Annotated in this window: 13 protein-coding genes and 1 pseudogene; 5 read left to right on the top strand and 9 right to left on the bottom strand. The window is 64.3% G+C overall.

Annotated elements, in window-relative coordinates; all coding sequences use genetic code 11:
* Positions 1–63: 63 nt before the first annotated feature.
* Both C995_RS0105925 and C995_RS0105920 read left to right on the top strand, forming a co-directional pair.
* Positions 64–1,497: a sigma-54 dependent transcriptional regulator gene (locus tag C995_RS0105925; RefSeq protein WP_026278975.1), complete on the top strand. Its 1,434-nt coding sequence runs from the start codon at positions 64–66 to the stop codon at positions 1,495–1,497.
* Between the two features lie 65 nt (positions 1,498–1,562).
* Positions 1,563–2,612 (top strand): transporter, encoded by a 1,050-nt coding sequence (locus C995_RS0105920; protein ID WP_051075145.1) that lies wholly within the window; start codon positions 1,563–1,565, stop codon positions 2,610–2,612.
* 22 nt (positions 2,613–2,634) lie between these two features.
* On the opposite strand, the gene C995_RS0105915 is transcribed toward C995_RS0105920, so the two are convergent.
* From C995_RS0105915 to C995_RS0105890, 6 genes are all read right to left on the bottom strand, one after another.
* The gene (locus tag C995_RS0105915; RefSeq protein WP_018864044.1) at positions 2,635–3,129 is read right to left on the bottom strand and encodes a hypothetical protein; all 495 of its coding nucleotides are present in this window, start codon (positions 3,127–3,129) and stop codon (positions 2,635–2,637) included.
* Positions 3,130–3,137: 8 nt separating this feature from the next.
* The gene (locus C995_RS0105910; RefSeq protein WP_026278973.1) at positions 3,138–3,845 is read right to left on the bottom strand and encodes a C39 family peptidase; all 708 of its coding nucleotides are present in this window, start codon (positions 3,843–3,845) and stop codon (positions 3,138–3,140) included.
* Between the two features lie 10 nt (positions 3,846–3,855).
* Complete coding sequence (locus C995_RS0105905; protein ID WP_018864042.1) at positions 3,856–4,188, bottom strand: hypothetical protein; 333 nt, start codon at positions 4,186–4,188, stop codon at positions 3,856–3,858.
* 138 nt (positions 4,189–4,326) lie between these two features.
* On the bottom strand, positions 4,327–5,148 hold the full coding sequence (locus C995_RS0105900; RefSeq protein ID WP_018864041.1) for a hypothetical protein: 822 nt from the start codon (positions 5,146–5,148) through the stop codon (positions 4,327–4,329).
* A 428-nt stretch (positions 5,149–5,576) separates the two neighbouring features.
* A complete protein-coding gene (fdxA, locus tag C995_RS0105895; RefSeq protein WP_018864040.1) occupies positions 5,577–5,900 on the bottom strand; it encodes a ferredoxin FdxA in 324 nt (107 codons plus the stop codon).
* A gap of 145 nt (positions 5,901–6,045) precedes the next feature.
* The gene (locus tag C995_RS0105890; protein WP_018864039.1) at positions 6,046–6,693 is read right to left on the bottom strand and encodes an ERCC4 domain-containing protein; all 648 of its coding nucleotides are present in this window, start codon (positions 6,691–6,693) and stop codon (positions 6,046–6,048) included.
* 171 nt (positions 6,694–6,864) lie between these two features.
* Between C995_RS0105890 and C995_RS0105885 the strand changes: the two genes are divergently transcribed.
* Positions 6,865–7,236, top strand: coding sequence for a hypothetical protein (locus C995_RS0105885; RefSeq protein WP_018864038.1), 372 nt, complete (start codon positions 6,865–6,867; stop codon positions 7,234–7,236).
* Positions 7,237–7,285: 49 nt separating this feature from the next.
* Here the strand turns inward: C995_RS0105885 and C995_RS0105880 are convergent, their stop codons facing one another.
* From C995_RS0105880 to C995_RS14470, 3 genes and pseudogenes are all read right to left on the bottom strand, one after another.
* The gene (locus C995_RS0105880) at positions 7,286–9,643 is read right to left on the bottom strand and encodes an EAL domain-containing protein (protein ID WP_018864037.1); all 2,358 of its coding nucleotides are present in this window, start codon (positions 9,641–9,643) and stop codon (positions 7,286–7,288) included.
* A 266-nt stretch (positions 9,644–9,909) separates the two neighbouring features.
* The gene (locus tag C995_RS0105875; RefSeq protein ID WP_026278972.1) at positions 9,910–12,426 is read right to left on the bottom strand and encodes an EAL domain-containing protein; all 2,517 of its coding nucleotides are present in this window, start codon (positions 12,424–12,426) and stop codon (positions 9,910–9,912) included.
* Between the two features lie 446 nt (positions 12,427–12,872).
* A pseudogene (locus C995_RS14470) lies at positions 12,873–13,815 on the bottom strand (PAS domain-containing methyl-accepting chemotaxis protein).
* 355 nt (positions 13,816–14,170) lie between these two features.
* On the opposite strand from C995_RS14470, the gene C995_RS0105865 reads away from it, so the two are divergent.
* Positions 14,171–15,436 carry a DEAD/DEAH box helicase gene (locus C995_RS0105865; protein ID WP_018864034.1) on the top strand — a complete coding sequence of 422 codons (1,266 nt, stop codon included), beginning with the start codon at positions 14,171–14,173 and terminating at the stop codon, positions 15,434–15,436.
* Between the two features lie 179 nt (positions 15,437–15,615).
* Positions 15,616–16,851 (top strand): methyl-accepting chemotaxis protein, encoded by a 1,236-nt coding sequence (locus tag C995_RS0105860; protein WP_018864033.1) that lies wholly within the window; start codon positions 15,616–15,618, stop codon positions 16,849–16,851.
* Positions 16,852–17,058: the final 207 nt, after the last annotated feature.

Genomic DNA, 17,058 nt, shown 5'->3' with positions numbered 1-17,058 from the left:
AGATCGTGATTGGCGTATCGGTAGCGTTAAACAATAGGGATGAGCATGGCCGGATCGCGAAGGTTGAACGGATCCTTTTTGCGTTCGGTGGATGGCGGAGGTTTCTCGCCCCAGGGGGATTCAGACGGATCGCGTTATGCAGTGCAACGCGCTTGTGCGACCGCAATGGTGCGCGAGGTTGCATGGCTGGATGCAGGCGGGCGTGCGCGAGAGTCGCTGCCGCAGCTCTCTGACGCCTGGACGTTCAGGCAGATACGCGGACCCGTCGGTCCGGGCGAAAAGGTGCCGAGGGGGATCGGGGTCGGCCTGCTGGACCTGGGCTTTCCGGTGCCGTCCTGGGTTGTCGAATTTGTCCACAACCACCAGCACGTTAAGTGGATTGCGCTGATCGCCCCGGAGGCGTTGCCGCGCGGCGACGTGCGCGAACTGGTCCGCGAGTGCTGTTATGACTTTCATAGCCTGCCGCTGGACCGGGCACGTCTGGAGATTACCCTGGGTCGGGCGTGCGGTATGGCGGCGCTGGAGGCGCGGCCCGCGTGGCAGGAGCCCGGCGCCAGCCTGGATGACGCCATTCCGATTATCGGGCACAGCCCAGTGATGCAGGCGCTGGGGCGTCAGATCCAGCGGGTGGCAGGCTCCGAGGCGCCGGTGCTCTTTCAGGGCGAAAGCGGCACGGGCAAGGAGCTTGCGGCACTGGCGGTACACCGCCACTCGCGTCGCGCCAATGGGCCGTTCGTCGCCGTGAACTGCGGGGCCTTGCCCGCGCAACTGATCCAGTCGGAACTGTTCGGCCACGAAGCGGGGGCGTTCACCGGGGCGGGCCGGCGCAAGATCGGGCAGTTCGAGCTGGCCCACGGCGGGACCCTGCTGCTGGACGAAATCGGGGATTTGGGACTGGACCTTCAGGTCAACCTGCTGCGCTTCCTGCAGGAAGGAACACTGGTGCGGCTGGGTGGGTTGCAACCCATCAAACTGGATGTGCGTGTACTCGCCGCGACCCACATCGCGCTGGACGAGGCAGTCGAGAGCGGGCGCTTTCGCGAGGACCTCTATTACCGCCTGAACGTGATCCAGATCGATGTGCCGCCATTGCGCGAGCGGGGTACGGATCTGAAAGAACTCGCACGCTTCTACTTCGAACAGTTTCGCAGCCAGAACCCGCGCTTGCGCGGTTTTACGCAGGCCGCATGGCGGGCCATGTACGACTACAAATGGCCCGGCAATGTGCGCGAACTGGTCAATCGTGTGCAACGCGCGGTCACGATGGCCGAAGGGCGACTGATTCGACCGGAGGACCTTGGACTGATCGTGCCGGCCAGTGCCGAGAAGCCACAAACGCTGGCCGAAGCGCGCTGGAACGCCGAGCGCGAATTGGTCATCAAGGCGCTCAGCCAGTGCGACAACAACGTCTCGCGGGCCGCGCGCCAGTTAGGGGTGGGCCGGATGACGCTCTACCGCCTGCTGAACAAACACGGGTTGCGTTCCGACGAGCCCTGAAGGTTGCAGCGGCGCAGTGTTTGGCCCTTGAGTAACGGGTCGGCCCCTGGGGGCCATGGAGAATGATGGTGGACAAGCGACGGATCAGATGGGGCGTGTTGGGGATTGTGCCGCTTTGCTGTGGTTTGGCCGGGGTCGCCCTGGCCCAGGAGGAGAGGGAACAGGTCGGAGATGCCCCGGTCGACACGGGTCCCGAAGTCACAGTGTTCGAGGAGCGTGGCGTGCTCACGCCGCAGGGGCAGTGGGTGGTGGAACCCTCCTTGTCGTATGTCCACAGCAGTTCGCTGGACGTGTCGATCGAGGGTTTCACCATCGTCCCGGCCCTGGCCATCGGGTTGATTGATGTCAGCGAGACCGAACGCGATACGCTGACCGCGGCCGTGAGCTTTCGCTACGGCCTGACCGAGCGGCTGGAGGTGGGGATGAAGATCCCGTATGTCTACCGCGAGCAGCAGGTACGCCGGCGGGACATCCTCGAGGCGACCGCGCTGGAACGGGTGACGGGCTCTACCGGCGACGGCCTGGGCGACATCGAATTCGGACTGTCCTACCAATTCAACATGGCGGATCGGGGAAGGCCTTTCTTTATCGGCAACCTCAAGGCCAAGAGCCGGACCGGAAAAGGCCCGTTCGATGTGGACCGCCGCGAGATCGTGGACGACGAGGGCAATCGTCTGGGCGAGATCTTTCTGGAGCAGCCGACGGGCTCCGGGTTCTGGAGTATCCAGCCGAGTATCACGATGATCTATCCGACGGACCCGGCGGTCATCTTTGCCAATGTGAGCTATCTCTGGAACATCGAGCGCGATGTCGGCGACGGGTTTGGCAAGGTCAATCCCGGGGATGCAATCGGGGCGAGTCTGGGGATGGCCATCAGCCTAAATGACCGCACCTCGATGAGCTTTGGCTACGATCACAGCACGGTGTTCCGGACCCGCGTGGAAAACGACAGCGGGCTCGAGCCCGTGTTTGGGCGGCGCCAGGTGGGGACGGTGCTGTGGGGCATTTCGCATCGCCTGACGGATCGCACCAGCGTGAACTTCTCGCTCGGTGTGGGTGCGACCGAGGCGGCCCCGGATGTCCAGGCCACCGTGCGCGTGCCCATCCGCTTCTGAGGTCACCAGGGGTGGGGCCTTTCTAGAAGGCCCCGCCCCGTTCGAGCAGGTGCTGTTCCAGCGCCCGGCTGAGGTCGCCGCGCGGCATCTCCAGGTGGCCCAACTCCAGTTGCAGGATGGTCTGGTGTTGAATGTCCTGATTGTCGAGCTCGTTCTGGATCGTGGTGACCCAGCCCATCCCGGAGGTCCAGTGCTCTGCAGGCATGGCACCGCCCGTCTGGATCACGACCGAGCGCAGGTCGCCGGCGGACCATCCGGTTGTGATGGCGAGGTCGCTCAGGGGGCGCAGGGTTGAGTGGTGGATGACCTCGCCATTGAGCGAGGTGATCTGTTCCAGGCCGATCGCGATCTCCAGCCCGTCGCGCCCGAAGAAGCCACCGCGCTGGGCTTCCAGTACTTCATCGGGTACTACGCGATAATCGCCGGGCTGGGGCAGGGGGTCGAGGGCGTAGCTGGCGGCAGGCGACAGGGCGCTCGACAGGATCGCGAGCAGGGCGCTGTATCGAAATCGATTCATCGTATTGCTCACCACTGGCCGGCGCGGGGCAGGTGCAAGGTGAAACTGGCCAGGTCGCTGCCCACGACGCCCGCCTCGATAGGCGCGCGGGTAACAGCGGCCCAGGTCTCCGAGGCATTGAAGCGATGCCGGGCGAGGTCCACGTCCTCGCGGACGATGAACAGGATGTCGTTGATCCAGACCCGCTGGAATTCGTTTCGGCTGTAGCTATTGACCCCGAGCGCGGGGTCCCCCACCAGCACTTGGCCGTCTTCCATTCCCTTGATCACTACGAAGTGGCGATAGCCGCGGGTTTCGATCATCGCGATCGCCGGTACCCCCAGGTTTTCGAGGTCATCGAGTCCGATGCGAAAGCCGTCGGCGGGCAGGCCCTGTTCGGCCTCCAGGTAGTGTTTCATGTCGAGCATGGAGAAGCCCTGTTCGCGGATCAGCTCCTGATCACCACGACGGAACATGCTGTCGAAGGTCTCGACCTCGGTGGTGGGGCGGTCGTAGTGGTAGGTCAGCAGGGTGGCCAGGGCGGCCGAGCCGCAGCTGAAGTCGTATTGCTGCTGCACGATCGAGCGAAAGCGCAGATCCTTGAGGCTTTCGACCGGTACGTTCATTGAGCCGATCACGCCGGGAAACTGTGCACCGCTGCCCCACGCGGACAAGGCCGGGGCCAGCACCAGCGCGGTAGCGACGACTGGTGCAAGAAGACAATGGCGGATCGTCATCGATGCTCCCTCAGGGATTGATCGTGATGTTCACGACCATGGATTCCTGGATGGCGACATTGTTGCCGCTGTTCTGGATGACCGAGGAAATCCCGCGGGCGTTGTCGAAGGCCCCGGCGGCCACCTGGTTCTTGCCGGTGGTGGAATTGACGACGTGGTTGTTCGCAAGGTCGATGCGCGAGTGGATCTGACCGAGCTGGATGCTGGTTACGCCCTGGCGCGCCCGCTGTGCGTCCAGGGTGGCCATGTCGACCACTTCGTACGCCTCGGCGCCCGCGCCGAATATCACTGCATCACTGGCAGGCTGGGCGTCGGCCTGGGCGATGGCCGTAACCAGCAGCATGCCGACGGACAACAAGGCAGCCGAACCGATGCCGCCCCAATGGACTGACGGATTACACATGACCGGACCCTCTAGCATGGCAGGGAGAATGCGGCGGGGATGGTCCCCGCCGCATGTCGTTCCGACAGCGCGTGTCGGTTAGTTGCCCAGGTTCAGGTGCGCCTGCACCGAGACCTGCTGCTGGGTCAGGCTGTTCGCGCCGCTGTTCTGCGACACCTGGGTAATCCCCGCCGGAGCCACGAAGGAATCCGAGCCAATCGAGTTGGAACTCGTCTGCGAGGCATGGTGCGCGATGTCTACGTAGTTCCCGGTCACGGTCCCCGACAGCTCGTTCTGGCTGACCACGGCGTTCACCTGCAGCGTCGTGTTGAAGCTGTCCGTTGCGGTGCTGTTGCCGGAATCCATGACAGCCGTGCTGTTGTCGGAGTTGTCACTTTGATCGCGGGTTACCGAGGCAGTGGAACCGTTGTTGGCGGCTGCACTGTTGTCGTCCGCGTGGGCCATGCTGTTGTCGGAGTTGTCGTTGCCCGAGTCGGAGATGTTCAGGCTGTTGTCGGAGCTGTCATTCCCGGAGTCGGAGACATTCGTGCTGTTATCGGAGCTGTCATTGCCCGAATCCGAGACATTCAGGCTGTTGTCCGAATTGTCGTTGCCCGAATCCGAGACCGTGGTGTTGCCGGAGTCGGAGATCGCGGTGCTGTTGTCGGAGCTGTCATTGCCCGAGTCCGAGATCGCGGTGCTGTTGTCCGAGCTGTTCGACAGGTCGGAGTCATTGATCGCGGACGCCTGGGAATATTCGTTCGCCGAGGCTCCACCACCGTCGGCCGAGGAGGTGGCGGTGGCGGTTTGATCACCGACTTCGCCATCGGCGGTATTGGTCGGGTTGGCCAGGGCCAGGCCCGAGCTCAGGCCGAAGGCCAGGGCGATAGCGGAAGCAATCAGGGTCTTTTTGAAGTTCATGGTCACGTCTCCATTGTGGCTAGCTAGCAATGAACGGTTGTCGTAGCCCAGGTGCACGAGGCGCCGCGCTACGAGCAATCCACTAGCAGGAGTCGGGCCATAAACCCGTTTCATCGATGGATCAGCAACTTACGATAGGTTGCGCCTGGCCGTGGGGCCGCAACTGTGTCAACCGTGATACAGCGCGTCCGCCTCCGATGGTTGGGGTTGGCCCTAAGGCGATGAAATAACGAGAGAATAACGCGTGGGCTTGGTGAATCATCACGGAGACAACCAGTGCACAACGTGCTGTCACGCACGGTTGTTGTCAGCGAGACGTGTTGGGCGTCGTCGGGGTGATGAGCGAAGGAAGCGGAAGCGGGGAGGGGGCGCCGGCACGGAGGGCCTGGCAGGGGAATGCGGGGCCGCCTGGCGGCCCCGGCGGGTGACTAGCGTTCCAGATACTGCAGTTTGCCGTCGACGCCGTCCCACTCCTCGGCGTCGTCGGGCGGGTCCTTGCGCGCGGTGATCACCGGCCAGGTGCGCGAGAGCTCGGCATTCAGCTCGATGAACTGGAGCTGGTCTTCCGGGACATCGTCCTCCGGCACAATGGCCTCGGCCGGGCACTCCGGTTCGCACAGCGTGCAGTCGATGCACTCGTCAGGGTCGATCGCAAGGAAGTTGGGGCCTTCGTGGAAGCAGTCGACCGGGCAGACCTCGACGCAATCGGTGTACTTGCACTTGATGCAGTTCTCGAGAACGACAAACGTCATGGGTTTCTCCCTGAAATCAGTAAATTGCGGCCCCGCGTTCCCGTGATCTGGCGGGCACCGCCGCGCGGCCCCGTGGCTCGCGCATGGGCTTTATGCGGGCATTGTAACGTCAGGCGAGGGCCGGGACACATTAGGCAGTGTCGCCTCAGGTCTTGCGGCTGCCGTAGGCCACTACCGACTCGATCCGCTGTGCGCGCTCCGCATCCATGCCTTCAACCTCGGCCAGAGCCTGTGCATCCGCATTGATCACGTCGCGCACGCTGCCGAACTGGCGCAGCAGATCGCGGGCCTGGTCGGGCTCCACACCCGGCAGGCCACTGACAATAAACTCCGCCGCCGCCCGGCGCTTGTCTGGCTTGGCTGCCCGGGCGGCCGGGTCGGGGTCCACCTGGGCATTCAGGCCCAGCAGGTAGATCAGCATGCCACTGGTGTCCTCGTCATTGGAGGGCAGTACGCTGATCCCCAGTGCAATCGTCAGGTGCGTCAGGGCGCGGTGGATATCCAGTGCCTGCTGATGAAAGCGTGGCTCGTACAGGTCCCCCTCGACCACGTAGATCACCTTGTCATGCTGGGCCTTCAGTTTGGCTGCGTTCTCCCAGAGCGTCTGGTCCACGACACTCAGGACCATATCGGTCGCGGATTTGCGCTCCACGACGACCCCGTTGGGTAGTTCATAGTCGCCGACGTCGAGATCCGTGAATTCCAGCTCCACGCCCTCCAGACGCTCCAGGCGCTGAATGATCTTGCCCTGTTCGCGGCGGTCGACGCGGATCGGAAGGTGCAGCTGGCTCATGGGGGCCTCCATTGCGGTGAATGCGCCGAGTGTAGGGGGCTTGGCACATGGGCCCAAAAGGCCCGACCTTCGCCATGTCTCCCGAGCATGCGCATGGCGGAATATCCCCTATACTCCGGTGGGCGTGCACGACGATGCATGCTGGACATAACGAAAACCAAGGAGGGAGTGATGGCGATTCAAATCGCGATTGTCGGTCTGGGCCGCGTGGGGGGGCGTTTCCTCGAGCTGTTGCTGGATAGCCAGACACCGGGGATGAATATCTGCGCGGTATCGGAGCGCGGCGAGACCGATGGCCGCAAATTGGCGCAGGAGCGGGGAATTCCGCTGGAATCGGTCGAGGAGATCCTGGCCCGTGGTGACCAGGTGGATGTCGTCTATGACCTGACCGGGCGGAGCGAGGTGCGCCAGCGGCTGCGCGAGGGGATGCAGCACGGGGGTAATCGTCATACGGTCGTGGCACCCGAGGTCATGGCCCACCTGACCTGGTCGCTGCTGACCCAGGAGGCCCCGCCGGACGTCCACCCGAACATGGGCTACTGAGGCAAGCCGGCCATTCCGCCGGGGGTTCGGCCCCGGCGGAATGGGGCTGTCACAGTTCCTGGCTCGCGACCGATTCGGAACGCCGGCGGTTTTCCTCGGGCGCCTCGGGCTTTGCGGGGCATGGTTCGAGGGGTTCCGGAAGATGCAGGCCGAACCCCTGGGCGTAGTCCACGCCCACCAGTCGCAGGGAATCCAGCAGGCTCTCGTGCGAGACGCATTCCGCGATGGTCTCGACCCCGATCACACGTCCAATGTGGTGGATGCTCTCGACCATGGCACGGCTGACGCGGTCATCCCCCATGTCCCGGACGAAGCTGCCGTCGATCTTCAGGTAGTCGACCTTCAGTGTCTTCAGGTAGCCGAATGAGGCCATTCCTGTCCCGAAGTCGTCCAGCGAGAAGCGGCAGCCCATGCCGCGCAGTACACGGATAAAGCGGCTGGCCTGGCTCAGGTTGGCGATGGCGGCCGTCTCGGTGATCTCGAAGCAGATCCGGCTGGGCTCGACACCGCTTTGCTGAAGCTGGTCCACGATGTAGTCCAGCATGCCTCGGTCGCAAAGGGACTGGCCGGAAAGATTGACGGCGAAATGGCCCTCGGTATCGGTGTCCGTGGCCGCGTGCTGCAACACCCGTTTGACCACCCAGCGATCGATCGCGGGCATCTGCCCGTAGCGCTCCGCGGGGGGGATGAACGTGGCAGGCAGGACCACTGTGCCGTCGTCTTCGACCATGCGCAGGAGGACCTCGATATGGGTGGCCCCATCGCTGGAAACCGGGACAATTCGTTGCCCGTGCAGCCAGAAGCGGTTGTGCTGCAGGGCATGGGTAATGCGCTGGACACAGTTCATCTCTCCCTGGCACTGCGACAGTTCGGCGTCACCGGCCCGCGAGACGTGGATCCGGTTGCGACCCTGTTCCTTGGCCAGGTAGCAGGCGGCGTCGGCCTCGCTCATGTATTGCACCGTATCCTTCACGCGGCCGAAGACCGGGACCACGCCGATACTGAGGCCCACGCGGAAGATCCGTCCCTGCCACTCGAAGCGGTAGTTGTCGACCGTGGCACGCAGGGTCTCCGCGATGCGTTCCGCCTGCGAGAGGGGGCAGTTCGGCAGTAGTACGCCAAATTCGTCGCCCCCCAGGCGTGCCAGTGTGTCGCTCTCGCGCAACTGGCTGTGCAGCTGAGCGGTCAGCTGACACAGCAGGTCGTCGCCAGCACCGTGTCCGCAGGTGTCGTTGACCAGCTTGAACTGGTCCAGGTCCATGTAGAGCAGGGCATGTTCGCGGTCTTCCTGCTGTGCCGTGGCCACCAGCTGGCTGAGCCGCCGTTCGAACTCCGCGCGGTTGGCGAGCGAGGTGAGGCAGTCGTGCGTTGCGGCCCAGGACAGCTCGCGCGCCATCTCGCGGGCCCGGGAAACGTCGCGGAAGACCAGGGCCGCACCGATGGTGGTGCCCTCGCGGTCGCGGATGGGGGCCGAGACCTCCTCGATGGCGCGCTCGCGGCCCTCCGCCGAAATGAGAATGGCCTCCTGATCCAGACTGCACGCCGTGCCATCCGGCATGCGTTCGGTCAAGGGGTGGTGGAGCCGTTCGCCGGTAGATTCGCGGATGATGTGGAACACCCGTGAGAGGGGCTGGCCACGCGCGGAAGCCTGGTCCCATCCAGTCAAATGCTCCGCCACCGGATTGAGGTAGTCGATCCGCCTCTCCAGGTCCGTGGTGATCACGCCATCGCCTATGGCGTGCAGGGTGACCTGGGCGCGTTCCTTTTCCTCGAACAGCGCGGATTCAATCCGACGCGTATGCCGCAGTACGCCGAGCGTGATGAGGATGCCTATCAGCAGCGCGGCCCCGCCGAGCGCCAGCATCAGGACGACCGCGGTACGGTATTGTCGTGCGGTGTCGCGTACGGCTGCCAGACCGGCCTCCTGCTGCAGCTCGATCATCGCATCCAGGTGCTCGAGCACGCTCTCCTGTTTCGGGATGGCCTCCGCGAGCAGGCGGCTTCGGGCTTCCCCTCTCTCGTCCTCGAGGATGTGGTCGAGGATGTGCTCCTGCGCTGCGACCGCACGCTCGGTCAGGCCGCGGGACTCGTCCAGGAGCCGTTGCTCCTCGGACGTCATCGGCATTGCGTCCAGCTGCTGGCGGTCGACCATGAAGTCCGAGGCGTGGCCACGAAAGTCCATGATGCCCTGGTCGACGTCGAACGGATCAGTGGTGATCGACAGCCGGAGCAGGGTTACCGAGCGTTCGCGTGCGGCGTTGCGCATATTGCCGATCAGCTCGGTCTTGACGTTATGTTCGTGCACGATCAGCTCGAGGCGGTCGTGCACCTGGGCCATGCGGTTCAGGCCCAGCGCAATCAACGCCGCCATTAGCACCAGCACCATGGTGAAACCGGCGCCAATCACCCAGGCGGAGCGGGTGCGTTGCCTCGAGGCATCGCCACTGTCGGGCGTCGGCGGCCCCGTAGCGTTGCGAACTCTCCCTGTCACATGGACTCCCTGCGCCATGAGGGGTTTGGGCCAGGGTGGCCTTCCCCTTCTGGTTCTGGTGCGCTCGCCACTGGAAGGTGGCGTTATGTGGCTGATTCAATGGGAGTGTTAGCCGTTTGTCAAACAGAGAATGCTAATGCATGTTCGTGCTGCACCCAGGCGGTTGCGTTTCGGGTGCGCAGCTACGGGTGAACTGCAGCACTGAACGCTTGGGGCGCAAGTGCGGGCGAGTGCAGCCAGCCCTGGTACAGATCGCAGCCTTCACGCCGCAAAAACGCGAGTTGCTCGGCTGTTTCCACGCCCTCGGCCACCAGCTCCAGGTGCAGGCTGTGGCCGAGGTTGATCACGGTGCGCAGGATCATCTCGGTGTCACGGTCGCGGCCGATGTCGGCGATGAACGAACGATCCAGTTTGATCCTGTCGATCGGCAATGACTTGAGATAGGCAAGCGAGGAGTATCCCGTTCCGAAATCGTCCAGCGCTGCGCGCACTCCGAGTGCCTTGAGGCCGGACAGGTGCTCGCGCGTCAGGGCCATATCGGCCATGGCCACCGTCTCGGTCACTTCGATCCCCAGGCGTTCGGGCGGGGCTCCGGTTTCCTCCAGTGCCCGTCCGAGCTGCGAGACCAGATCCGGCTGGCGGAACTGCAGCGCCGAGATGTTGAGACAAATGGATGTATCGATGCCCTGTTGTGTCCAGGTAGCCAGCTGCTGGCAGGCCTGACGGATGACCCATTCGCCCAGCGGCAGGATCAATCCGTTGGCCTCGGCGCTGGGGATAAAGCGGGACGGGGGTACAGCACCCAGTTCTGGATCGTTCCAGCGCAGCAGGGCCTCGGCGGCCACGACGGTTCCGTTATGTACGTGGATCAGCGGCTGGAAATGCAGGGTCAGCTGGTCGTGCTCCAGTGCCAGCTTCAGGCGTTCCTGCAGTTGCTGTTCGGCATGCACCTGGGCATCCAGATGCTCGGAATAAAAGGCGTAGGTATTGCGCCCGGAACCCTTCGCCTCGTACATCGCCATGTCCGCATAGCGCACCAGGGTGTGCTCGTCGCGTGCATCCCCGGGGAACAGCGCAATCCCGAGACTGGCGCTGGAGGTCACTTCGCGGTTGGGGCCCGTGCGGAATGGTCGTTCAAACAGGCCCAGAATCTCACGGGCCGTTTCTCCTATCTGCCGGCCATCCGCAACCTCCGGAAGCAGGATCATGAACTCGTCTCCCCCGAAACGGCCGACGGTGGCCTCACTGCTGACCGCGTCTTTAAGGCGCTGCGCCACTTCGCGCAGCAATTCGTCGCCCTCGTGGTGGCCGAAGGTGTCGTTGATCACCTTGAAGTTATCGAGATCGAGCAGCATGACCGCGACCTGGTGGCTGTGAAGGCTGGCCTGAGCAATGCCCTGGGAGAGCCGATCGTGCAGGAGCCACCGGTTGGGCAGCCCGGTCAGGCTGTCATGGGTTGCCTGGTGCTGGATGCGGGCCTCACGGCGCTGCCGTTCCGTAACATCGCGAATAAAGGCCGTGATGCGTTGGCCGTCTTCGTCCTCCAGGGCATTCAGGCTGATGTCGACCGGGAACTCCGTGCCATCGCGTCTGCGCCCACGCAGATCTGGCACTTCGCCCATGGTGCGTTCCGAGATGTTGCCGGCATGTTGTTCGCGCATCGAGCGATGGTGTGCACGCAGGCGTTCCGGTATCAGCGTTTCCACGGGTTGGCCTGTCAGGTGCTGTTTGGGATAGCCGAACATTCGCTCGATATTGCGGTTGGCCATCACGATGGTCCCGTTTCCATCGGTGACCAGAACGCCGTCAGGCGCCGTGTCGATTAGTTGTTCGTAGCGTTTCTGGCGCAGCCCGACATCTCGGTGTGCGGCTCTCAGCTGTGCCATGGGCGCCCGCACGCTTTCGAGGAACACACCCCAGTAGATCAGGGCATAAGCCACCACCTTGTAGATGTGGCCGAGCACGAAGAAGCCGTCAGTCAGGTTCTCGTAGAGAGTAAACAGGACCTCGCTGGCCATCAGGATCATGAGCGCGGCGGCCACCAGCGGCATGCCCGGGCGCTGCAGCAGCCGAGGACGCAGTAGCAGGATCAGAAGCGTGGCTGCGTGCAGTGCCACCACCACACCCTCCAGCGCGATCTTGAATGGCGTCAGTCCCTCGCCCGGGATGAACAACGCCGGGATGCGGTGCTCGTGCCAAAGCCCCACCCAGGCGAGGAGTGCCACCAGACCCAGTGCACCCGCGAGCAGGGTCCCGGCGGCGGGCCCCCGGATCCGCGGGAACAGTGACAGTGCTACATACAGCAGGAGCGCCAAGGCTGCGACGAGACGGGCTGCGAGCCAGAAGAAGATCGTCTGCTGCGAGGAGTTGGGCGTGATGAAGTCCGGCATCTGGGGATAGGTCATCAGATGCAGGAAATCGAGCAGGCCCACTGCGAGGAAGCTGGTGGCGAGAACGAGGGTGGCCAGCGCGCGACGGCGGTCACGGACGTGATAGGCGACTGCGAACACCCCGATCGCCACGACGACCGCGAACAGTTCGGTCGCCGTATGAAAAGCGGTCATGTGCTCCAGCGGGACCAGAGGCGGCATGGCGATGCCGGCCATCCACAGGAATACCGGCAGCAGAAGCAGTGCGAGCATAACCAGCCATATCAGGGGCCCATGCCGGTGCAGAAGCGGGCGGGGGAGCGTGTTCATCGGGCTACCGCGGAGTTCGTGCGCTCATGCGTGCCCGCGAGCTCTGGCGCAGACGCCATTCCTCGGGTGGTTGCGCGGCAGCGTTCGTCACGGGCGTACGGCTTCATCCTGCCCCTCCATGGTTGGCAGCGGACGATCAAATGCCGGGTGTATGCCGTTGCCGGTAGGCATTGGGCGTCGCGGATCCAAGGCGATGGATCTGGTTCCCCCGGCCCTCCCTGGCGCGATTATTCTTGTATTCCCGGCAATATAGGTTAGTTATCTGGCGGCAGCCCATAATCTTTACTGGCGGGGTGGGGTAATCAGCGAAAATCGGCGCGGCCGCGCTTCCCTGCGGATGATAACTCCGGATGGGATTCACAGAACGCATCTCGATATCGTCGTAACCTGCTCGATGTCCTCGCAGGTAGATCGCCGGGATGCAGATGGCATCAGCGTGTAAGGGGTCAGTGTTCGCCCTGGTTCCGATGGCGGGACCAGAACTGATCGGCCAGTGCCTCGAGCCCGTTTGCGAGTTCCGCGGCCGATCGCGCCGAGGCGTCGCTGCGGACTGCGCGGTCCGCGGTTGTCTGGGCGGCGTCTCGAATCGTGGCAACGCCCTGCCGAATCTCGTCACCCGCGGTTCCCTGCTGCTCGACCGCCGCCGCGATCTGGTTGCTCATGTCGCGGATATGTCCGATCCCGCTGGTGATGTCCTCCAGCGTACGGGAAACGGTCCGGGCCAGTTCGACGGACTCTTCTGCCTGGTCTCGGCTGGTGTTCATGGATTCGACCGCGGCGGCTGCACGCGTCTGCAGTGACTCGATGATGGTCTGGATTTCGGCGGTGGAGTCCTGGGTGCGGCTGGCCAGGGTTCGAACCTCGTCGGCCACCACCGAAAAAAAGCCGCGTCCGTAGCCCAGCCAGCACCCCGAGCCCGATACTCCCGAGGATGCGCATGCGCAGACCCAACGGAGGCAGGCGAAGGGCCGGTGGCGGGCGGCCTGCCATTACCGCCGCATACGTCTGTTCGGCCCGCTCGACCAGCCTGCGGTCCGGCTTGGTCCGGACGGACTGGTATTCAACGACTTCTCCGTCCCGCACCACCGGGGTCACATAGGCGCTGACCCAGTAGTGATCCCCGTTCTTGCAGCGGTTCTTCACCATGCCCATCCATGACTGGCCTGCCTGGATGGCCTGCCAGAGATCCTCGAACGCGGCCGGTGGCATCTCCGGATGACGGATCACGTTGTGATTGCGCCCGATCAGTTCATCCTCCGAGAAACCGCTGATGTCGATGAACTCGGGATTGACGTAGGTGATGGTGCCCTTGAGGTTGGTGGTGGACAGGATGTTGGCCGAGGCCGGGTAGGCGACCTCGTTCCCCGAGATCGGCAGGTTGCGTTTCATGGCTGGCCATCCCCCGTTTGACCGATTGCTCTTTCGCCGCGCCGGTCGTTCCGGTACTTCGTGGGCACCGGTTTTTCGTTGTGGCCGGAGCATAGTCCAGCGTTCCTTGGAAAGCGAGATTTATTCCGTTGGGCGAATATGCTGATGGACATAGAGGCAGAATCGCGTACACTGTCGGCACCGAACGCCCCGCCCGTCAGCGTCCGTTCACTGATCCGGAACCCTCTCGGTTCCCGTCCCCCCGATTTCGTCATACCCCGATGGGTGCCCCTCGAGTACGAGCGGCGGGTAGCCGTTGGAGTATTGAATGTCTTCTGTTTCTTCTTTTGCCGACCTTGGGTTGGCCGAACCCCTTATGCGTGCGCTGGAGCAGGCCGGTTACAAGACGCCGACCCCGATCCAGACCCAGGCGATCCCCGAAGTCCTGAAAGGTGGTGACCTGCTGGCCGCTGCCCAGACCGGGACCGGCAAGACCGCCGGCTTTACCCTGCCGATCCTGCAGCGACTGACCGATGGCCCGGCGCCCGAGCGCAAGCCGGGGCGTCCGCGGGCCCTGATCCTGACGCCGACGCGCGAGCTGGCCGCTCAGGTCCATGATTCCGTCCGTACCTACGGTCGCCACCTGTCGCTGAAGTCGATGACCATCTTCGGCGGCGTGAACATGAACCCGCAGATCAAGGCGCTGCGGGGCCCGATGGATATCGTTGTGGCCACCCCGGGTCGCCTGCTGGACCATGCCAGCCAGAAGACGATTGACCTCTCCGGTATCGAGATCCTGGTGCTGGACGAGGCCGATCGCATGCTGGACATGGGCTTCATCCGCGATATTCGCCGGCTGATTGCCCTGATGCCGAAAAAGCGCCAGAACCTGATGTTCTCGGCGACCTTCTCCGGCGAGATCCGTGCCCTGGCGTCGAGCCTGCTGAACAAGCCGGCCGAGGTCGACGTGGCCCCGCGCAACACCGCTGCCGAGACCGTCCAGCAGACGGTGCATCTGGTGGAGAGCAGCCGCAAGCGCGAGCTGCTGAGCCACCTGATCCGCACCAACGACTGGGGCCAGGTGCTGGTATTCACGCGCACCAAGCACGGAGCCAACCGCCTGGCGCAGAAGCTGACGCAGGACGGCGTGCCCTCCGAGGCGATCCATGGCAACAAGAGCCAGGCGGCCCGTACCAAGGCGCTCAAGCAGTTCAAGACCGGGGCCGTGCCGGTGCTGGTCGCCACGGATATCGCGGCCCGCGGCCTGGACATCGACCAGCTGCCGCAGGTGGTCAACTTCGAGCTGCCGAATGTGCCGGAAGACTATGTGCACCGCATCGGCCGCACCGGGCGTGCCGGGTCCGCCGGTGCTGCGCTGTCGCTGGTGGATGGCGAAGAGCTGAAGCTCCTAAAGGGCATCGAGCGCCTGATCCAGCGACCGATCGAGCGCATCGAAACCGACGGCTTCGCGGCCCCGAAGCCGGCCGCCAATGATGGCAATGGCCATCGCCGTGGTGGCAAGCCGGGTGGCGGCGCGCGTAATGGCAAGCCGCGCCAGGGCCGTGGCGGCAAGCCCGGCGGCCATCGCGGTGGTGGCCAGGGCCGCGCGCCCCAGGGCAACCGGGCTGCACGCGGCCGCTAGGACCGCTCTCTTAACGGCAAGACCCGCCCGCGTCTCCCATGGGGACGCGGGCTTTTTTGTGTCTGCGAACCTGCGCCGGACTTGATCCGGATCACCTGCTCTTGTCGTCGCCACCGGGAAGATGGGCGCTATCAAGTACCGGCCGCCCCGGCCGTTACAGCGGGGAAAGGAGGGACCCCATGAACCGGCTTCTAACGAACGGCGGCCTGCGCCTCAAGCTTATTGTCCTCGTGATTCTCGTCAGCACCATCCCGCTCTCGATCATGGGCGGGGTGACCTTCCATACGATGAAGGGCGACCTGGCGGCGAATGTCGACGCGGCGCTGGTCGATCAGCTGTGGTGGCTCCTTTGGGGCCTGTGGGTGGTCGCCTTTCTGGTCGCGCTGGCGATTGGCTGGTTCGCGGCCAACATGCTGGTTCGGCCACTGGAGCGGCTGGCCTCGGGGCTGGAGGCCATCGCCTCCGGACAGGCCGACCTTGGCCATCGGGTGGAGATCACGACCGAAGACGAGATTGGCCGTACCAGTACCGCGTTCAACGCGGTCATGGAGCGTCTGTCGGGCCTGATCACGCAGGTGGCGGATGCGGCGGACGGGATCGCCGCCTCGGCGCGCCAGCTGGAGGGCCGCAGCAACGGACTGAGTCGCGAGACCGACGAGCAGCGCTCGGACGTCGAGCAGGTCGTCACCGCGATGAACCAGATGTCCGCGACCGTGCAGGAGGTGGCCAACAACACCCAGAGCACGGCGGAGAGCGCCGGCCAGGCCACCCGCGCGGCCGAGGGCGGGCGCAACGTGGTGCAGGCGACCCAGGGCTCGATCAATGCGCTGGCCAGTGAGATCCGCAAGGCCAGCACCGTGATCGACGAACTCAAGGGTGACTCCGACAACATTGGGTCCATCCTCGAGGTGATCGAGGAGATCGCCGAGAAGACCAACCTGCTGGCCCTCAACGCAGCGATCGAGGCCGCCCGTGCCGGCGAGGCGGGACGGGGCTTCGCCGTGGTCGCCGACGAGGTGCGCCACCTGGCCCAGCGCACCAATGACTCCACCGGCGAGATCCGCGAGATCATCCAGCGCCTGCAGGGCGCGGCCGGCAAGGCCGTACAGGCGATGGAAGTCAGTCAGCAGCAGGCCGAGGCATCGGTCAGTAAGGCCGGCGAGGCGGAAGAGACGCTGGAATACATCCACGACTCCGTCACCACCATCGACGACATGACGCGCCAGGTTGCCTCGGCCACGGAGGAGCAGAGCCAGGTCGCCGAGGAGATCAACCGCAATGTCCACCACATCAACGACATCGCGGTACGCAGCGCCGAAGGCGCCCGCGAGATGCAGGAGGCCGTCGAGGCCCTGGAAGGCCTGGCCGAACGCCTGCAGGCCGAGGTAGCCGGCTTCCGCCAGCAACCCGCCTGACACCCGGGGCCTGCCCCCTGCCACCTTCGTTGTGACGGGGCCTGGTTCGTCGTCTGGTGTTTACGGTGCCTTCGTCCGGCCTGTCACGCCCTCCACAAGGGGCTCATTTCGGGAGGGAAGGTAAAACCGTCGGTGTTCCCGCACCTTTCATAAGCCCAGAGCTGTAGGGTGCGTTGAGCGAAGCGAAACGCACCATTCTGACGCCGG

Origin of the sequence: Thioalkalivibrio sp. ARh3 (assembly GCF_000377265.1) — a bacterium.
In the GTDB taxonomy this organism is placed as follows: Bacteria; Pseudomonadota; Gammaproteobacteria; order Ectothiorhodospirales; family Ectothiorhodospiraceae; genus Thioalkalivibrio; species Thioalkalivibrio thiocyanoxidans.
This window is presented reverse-complemented; position numbering and strand designations above follow the sequence as displayed.

Coding starts and splice junctions, on each gene's coding strand:
- C995_RS0105865 (WP_018864034.1), top strand. CDS start 14,171: ATGCGTGCGCTGGAGCAGGCCGGTTACAAGACGCCGACCCCGATCCAG.
- C995_RS0105915 (WP_018864044.1), bottom strand. CDS start 3,129: ATGAATCGATTTCGATACAGCGCCCTGCTCGCGATCCTGTCGAGCGCC.
- C995_RS0105920 (WP_051075145.1), top strand. CDS start 1,563: ATGGTGGACAAGCGACGGATCAGATGGGGCGTGTTGGGGATTGTGCCG.
- fdxA (WP_018864040.1), bottom strand. CDS start 5,900: ATGACGTTTGTCGTTCTCGAGAACTGCATCAAGTGCAAGTACACCGAT.
- C995_RS0105900 (WP_018864041.1), bottom strand. CDS start 5,148: ATGAACTTCAAAAAGACCCTGATTGCTTCCGCTATCGCCCTGGCCTTC.
- C995_RS0105875 (WP_026278972.1), bottom strand. CDS start 12,426: ATGAACACGCTCCCCCGCCCGCTTCTGCACCGGCATGGGCCCCTGATA.
- C995_RS0105905 (WP_018864042.1), bottom strand. CDS start 4,188: ATGCTGCTGGTTACGGCCATCGCCCAGGCCGACGCCCAGCCTGCCAGT.
- C995_RS0105885 (WP_018864038.1), top strand. CDS start 6,865: ATGGCGATTCAAATCGCGATTGTCGGTCTGGGCCGCGTGGGGGGGCGT.
- C995_RS0105910 (WP_026278973.1), bottom strand. CDS start 3,845: ATGACGATCCGCCATTGTCTTCTTGCACCAGTCGTCGCTACCGCGCTG.
- C995_RS0105890 (WP_018864039.1), bottom strand. CDS start 6,693: ATGAGCCAGCTGCACCTTCCGATCCGCGTCGACCGCCGCGAACAGGGC.
- C995_RS0105860 (WP_018864033.1), top strand. CDS start 15,616: ATGAACCGGCTTCTAACGAACGGCGGCCTGCGCCTCAAGCTTATTGTC.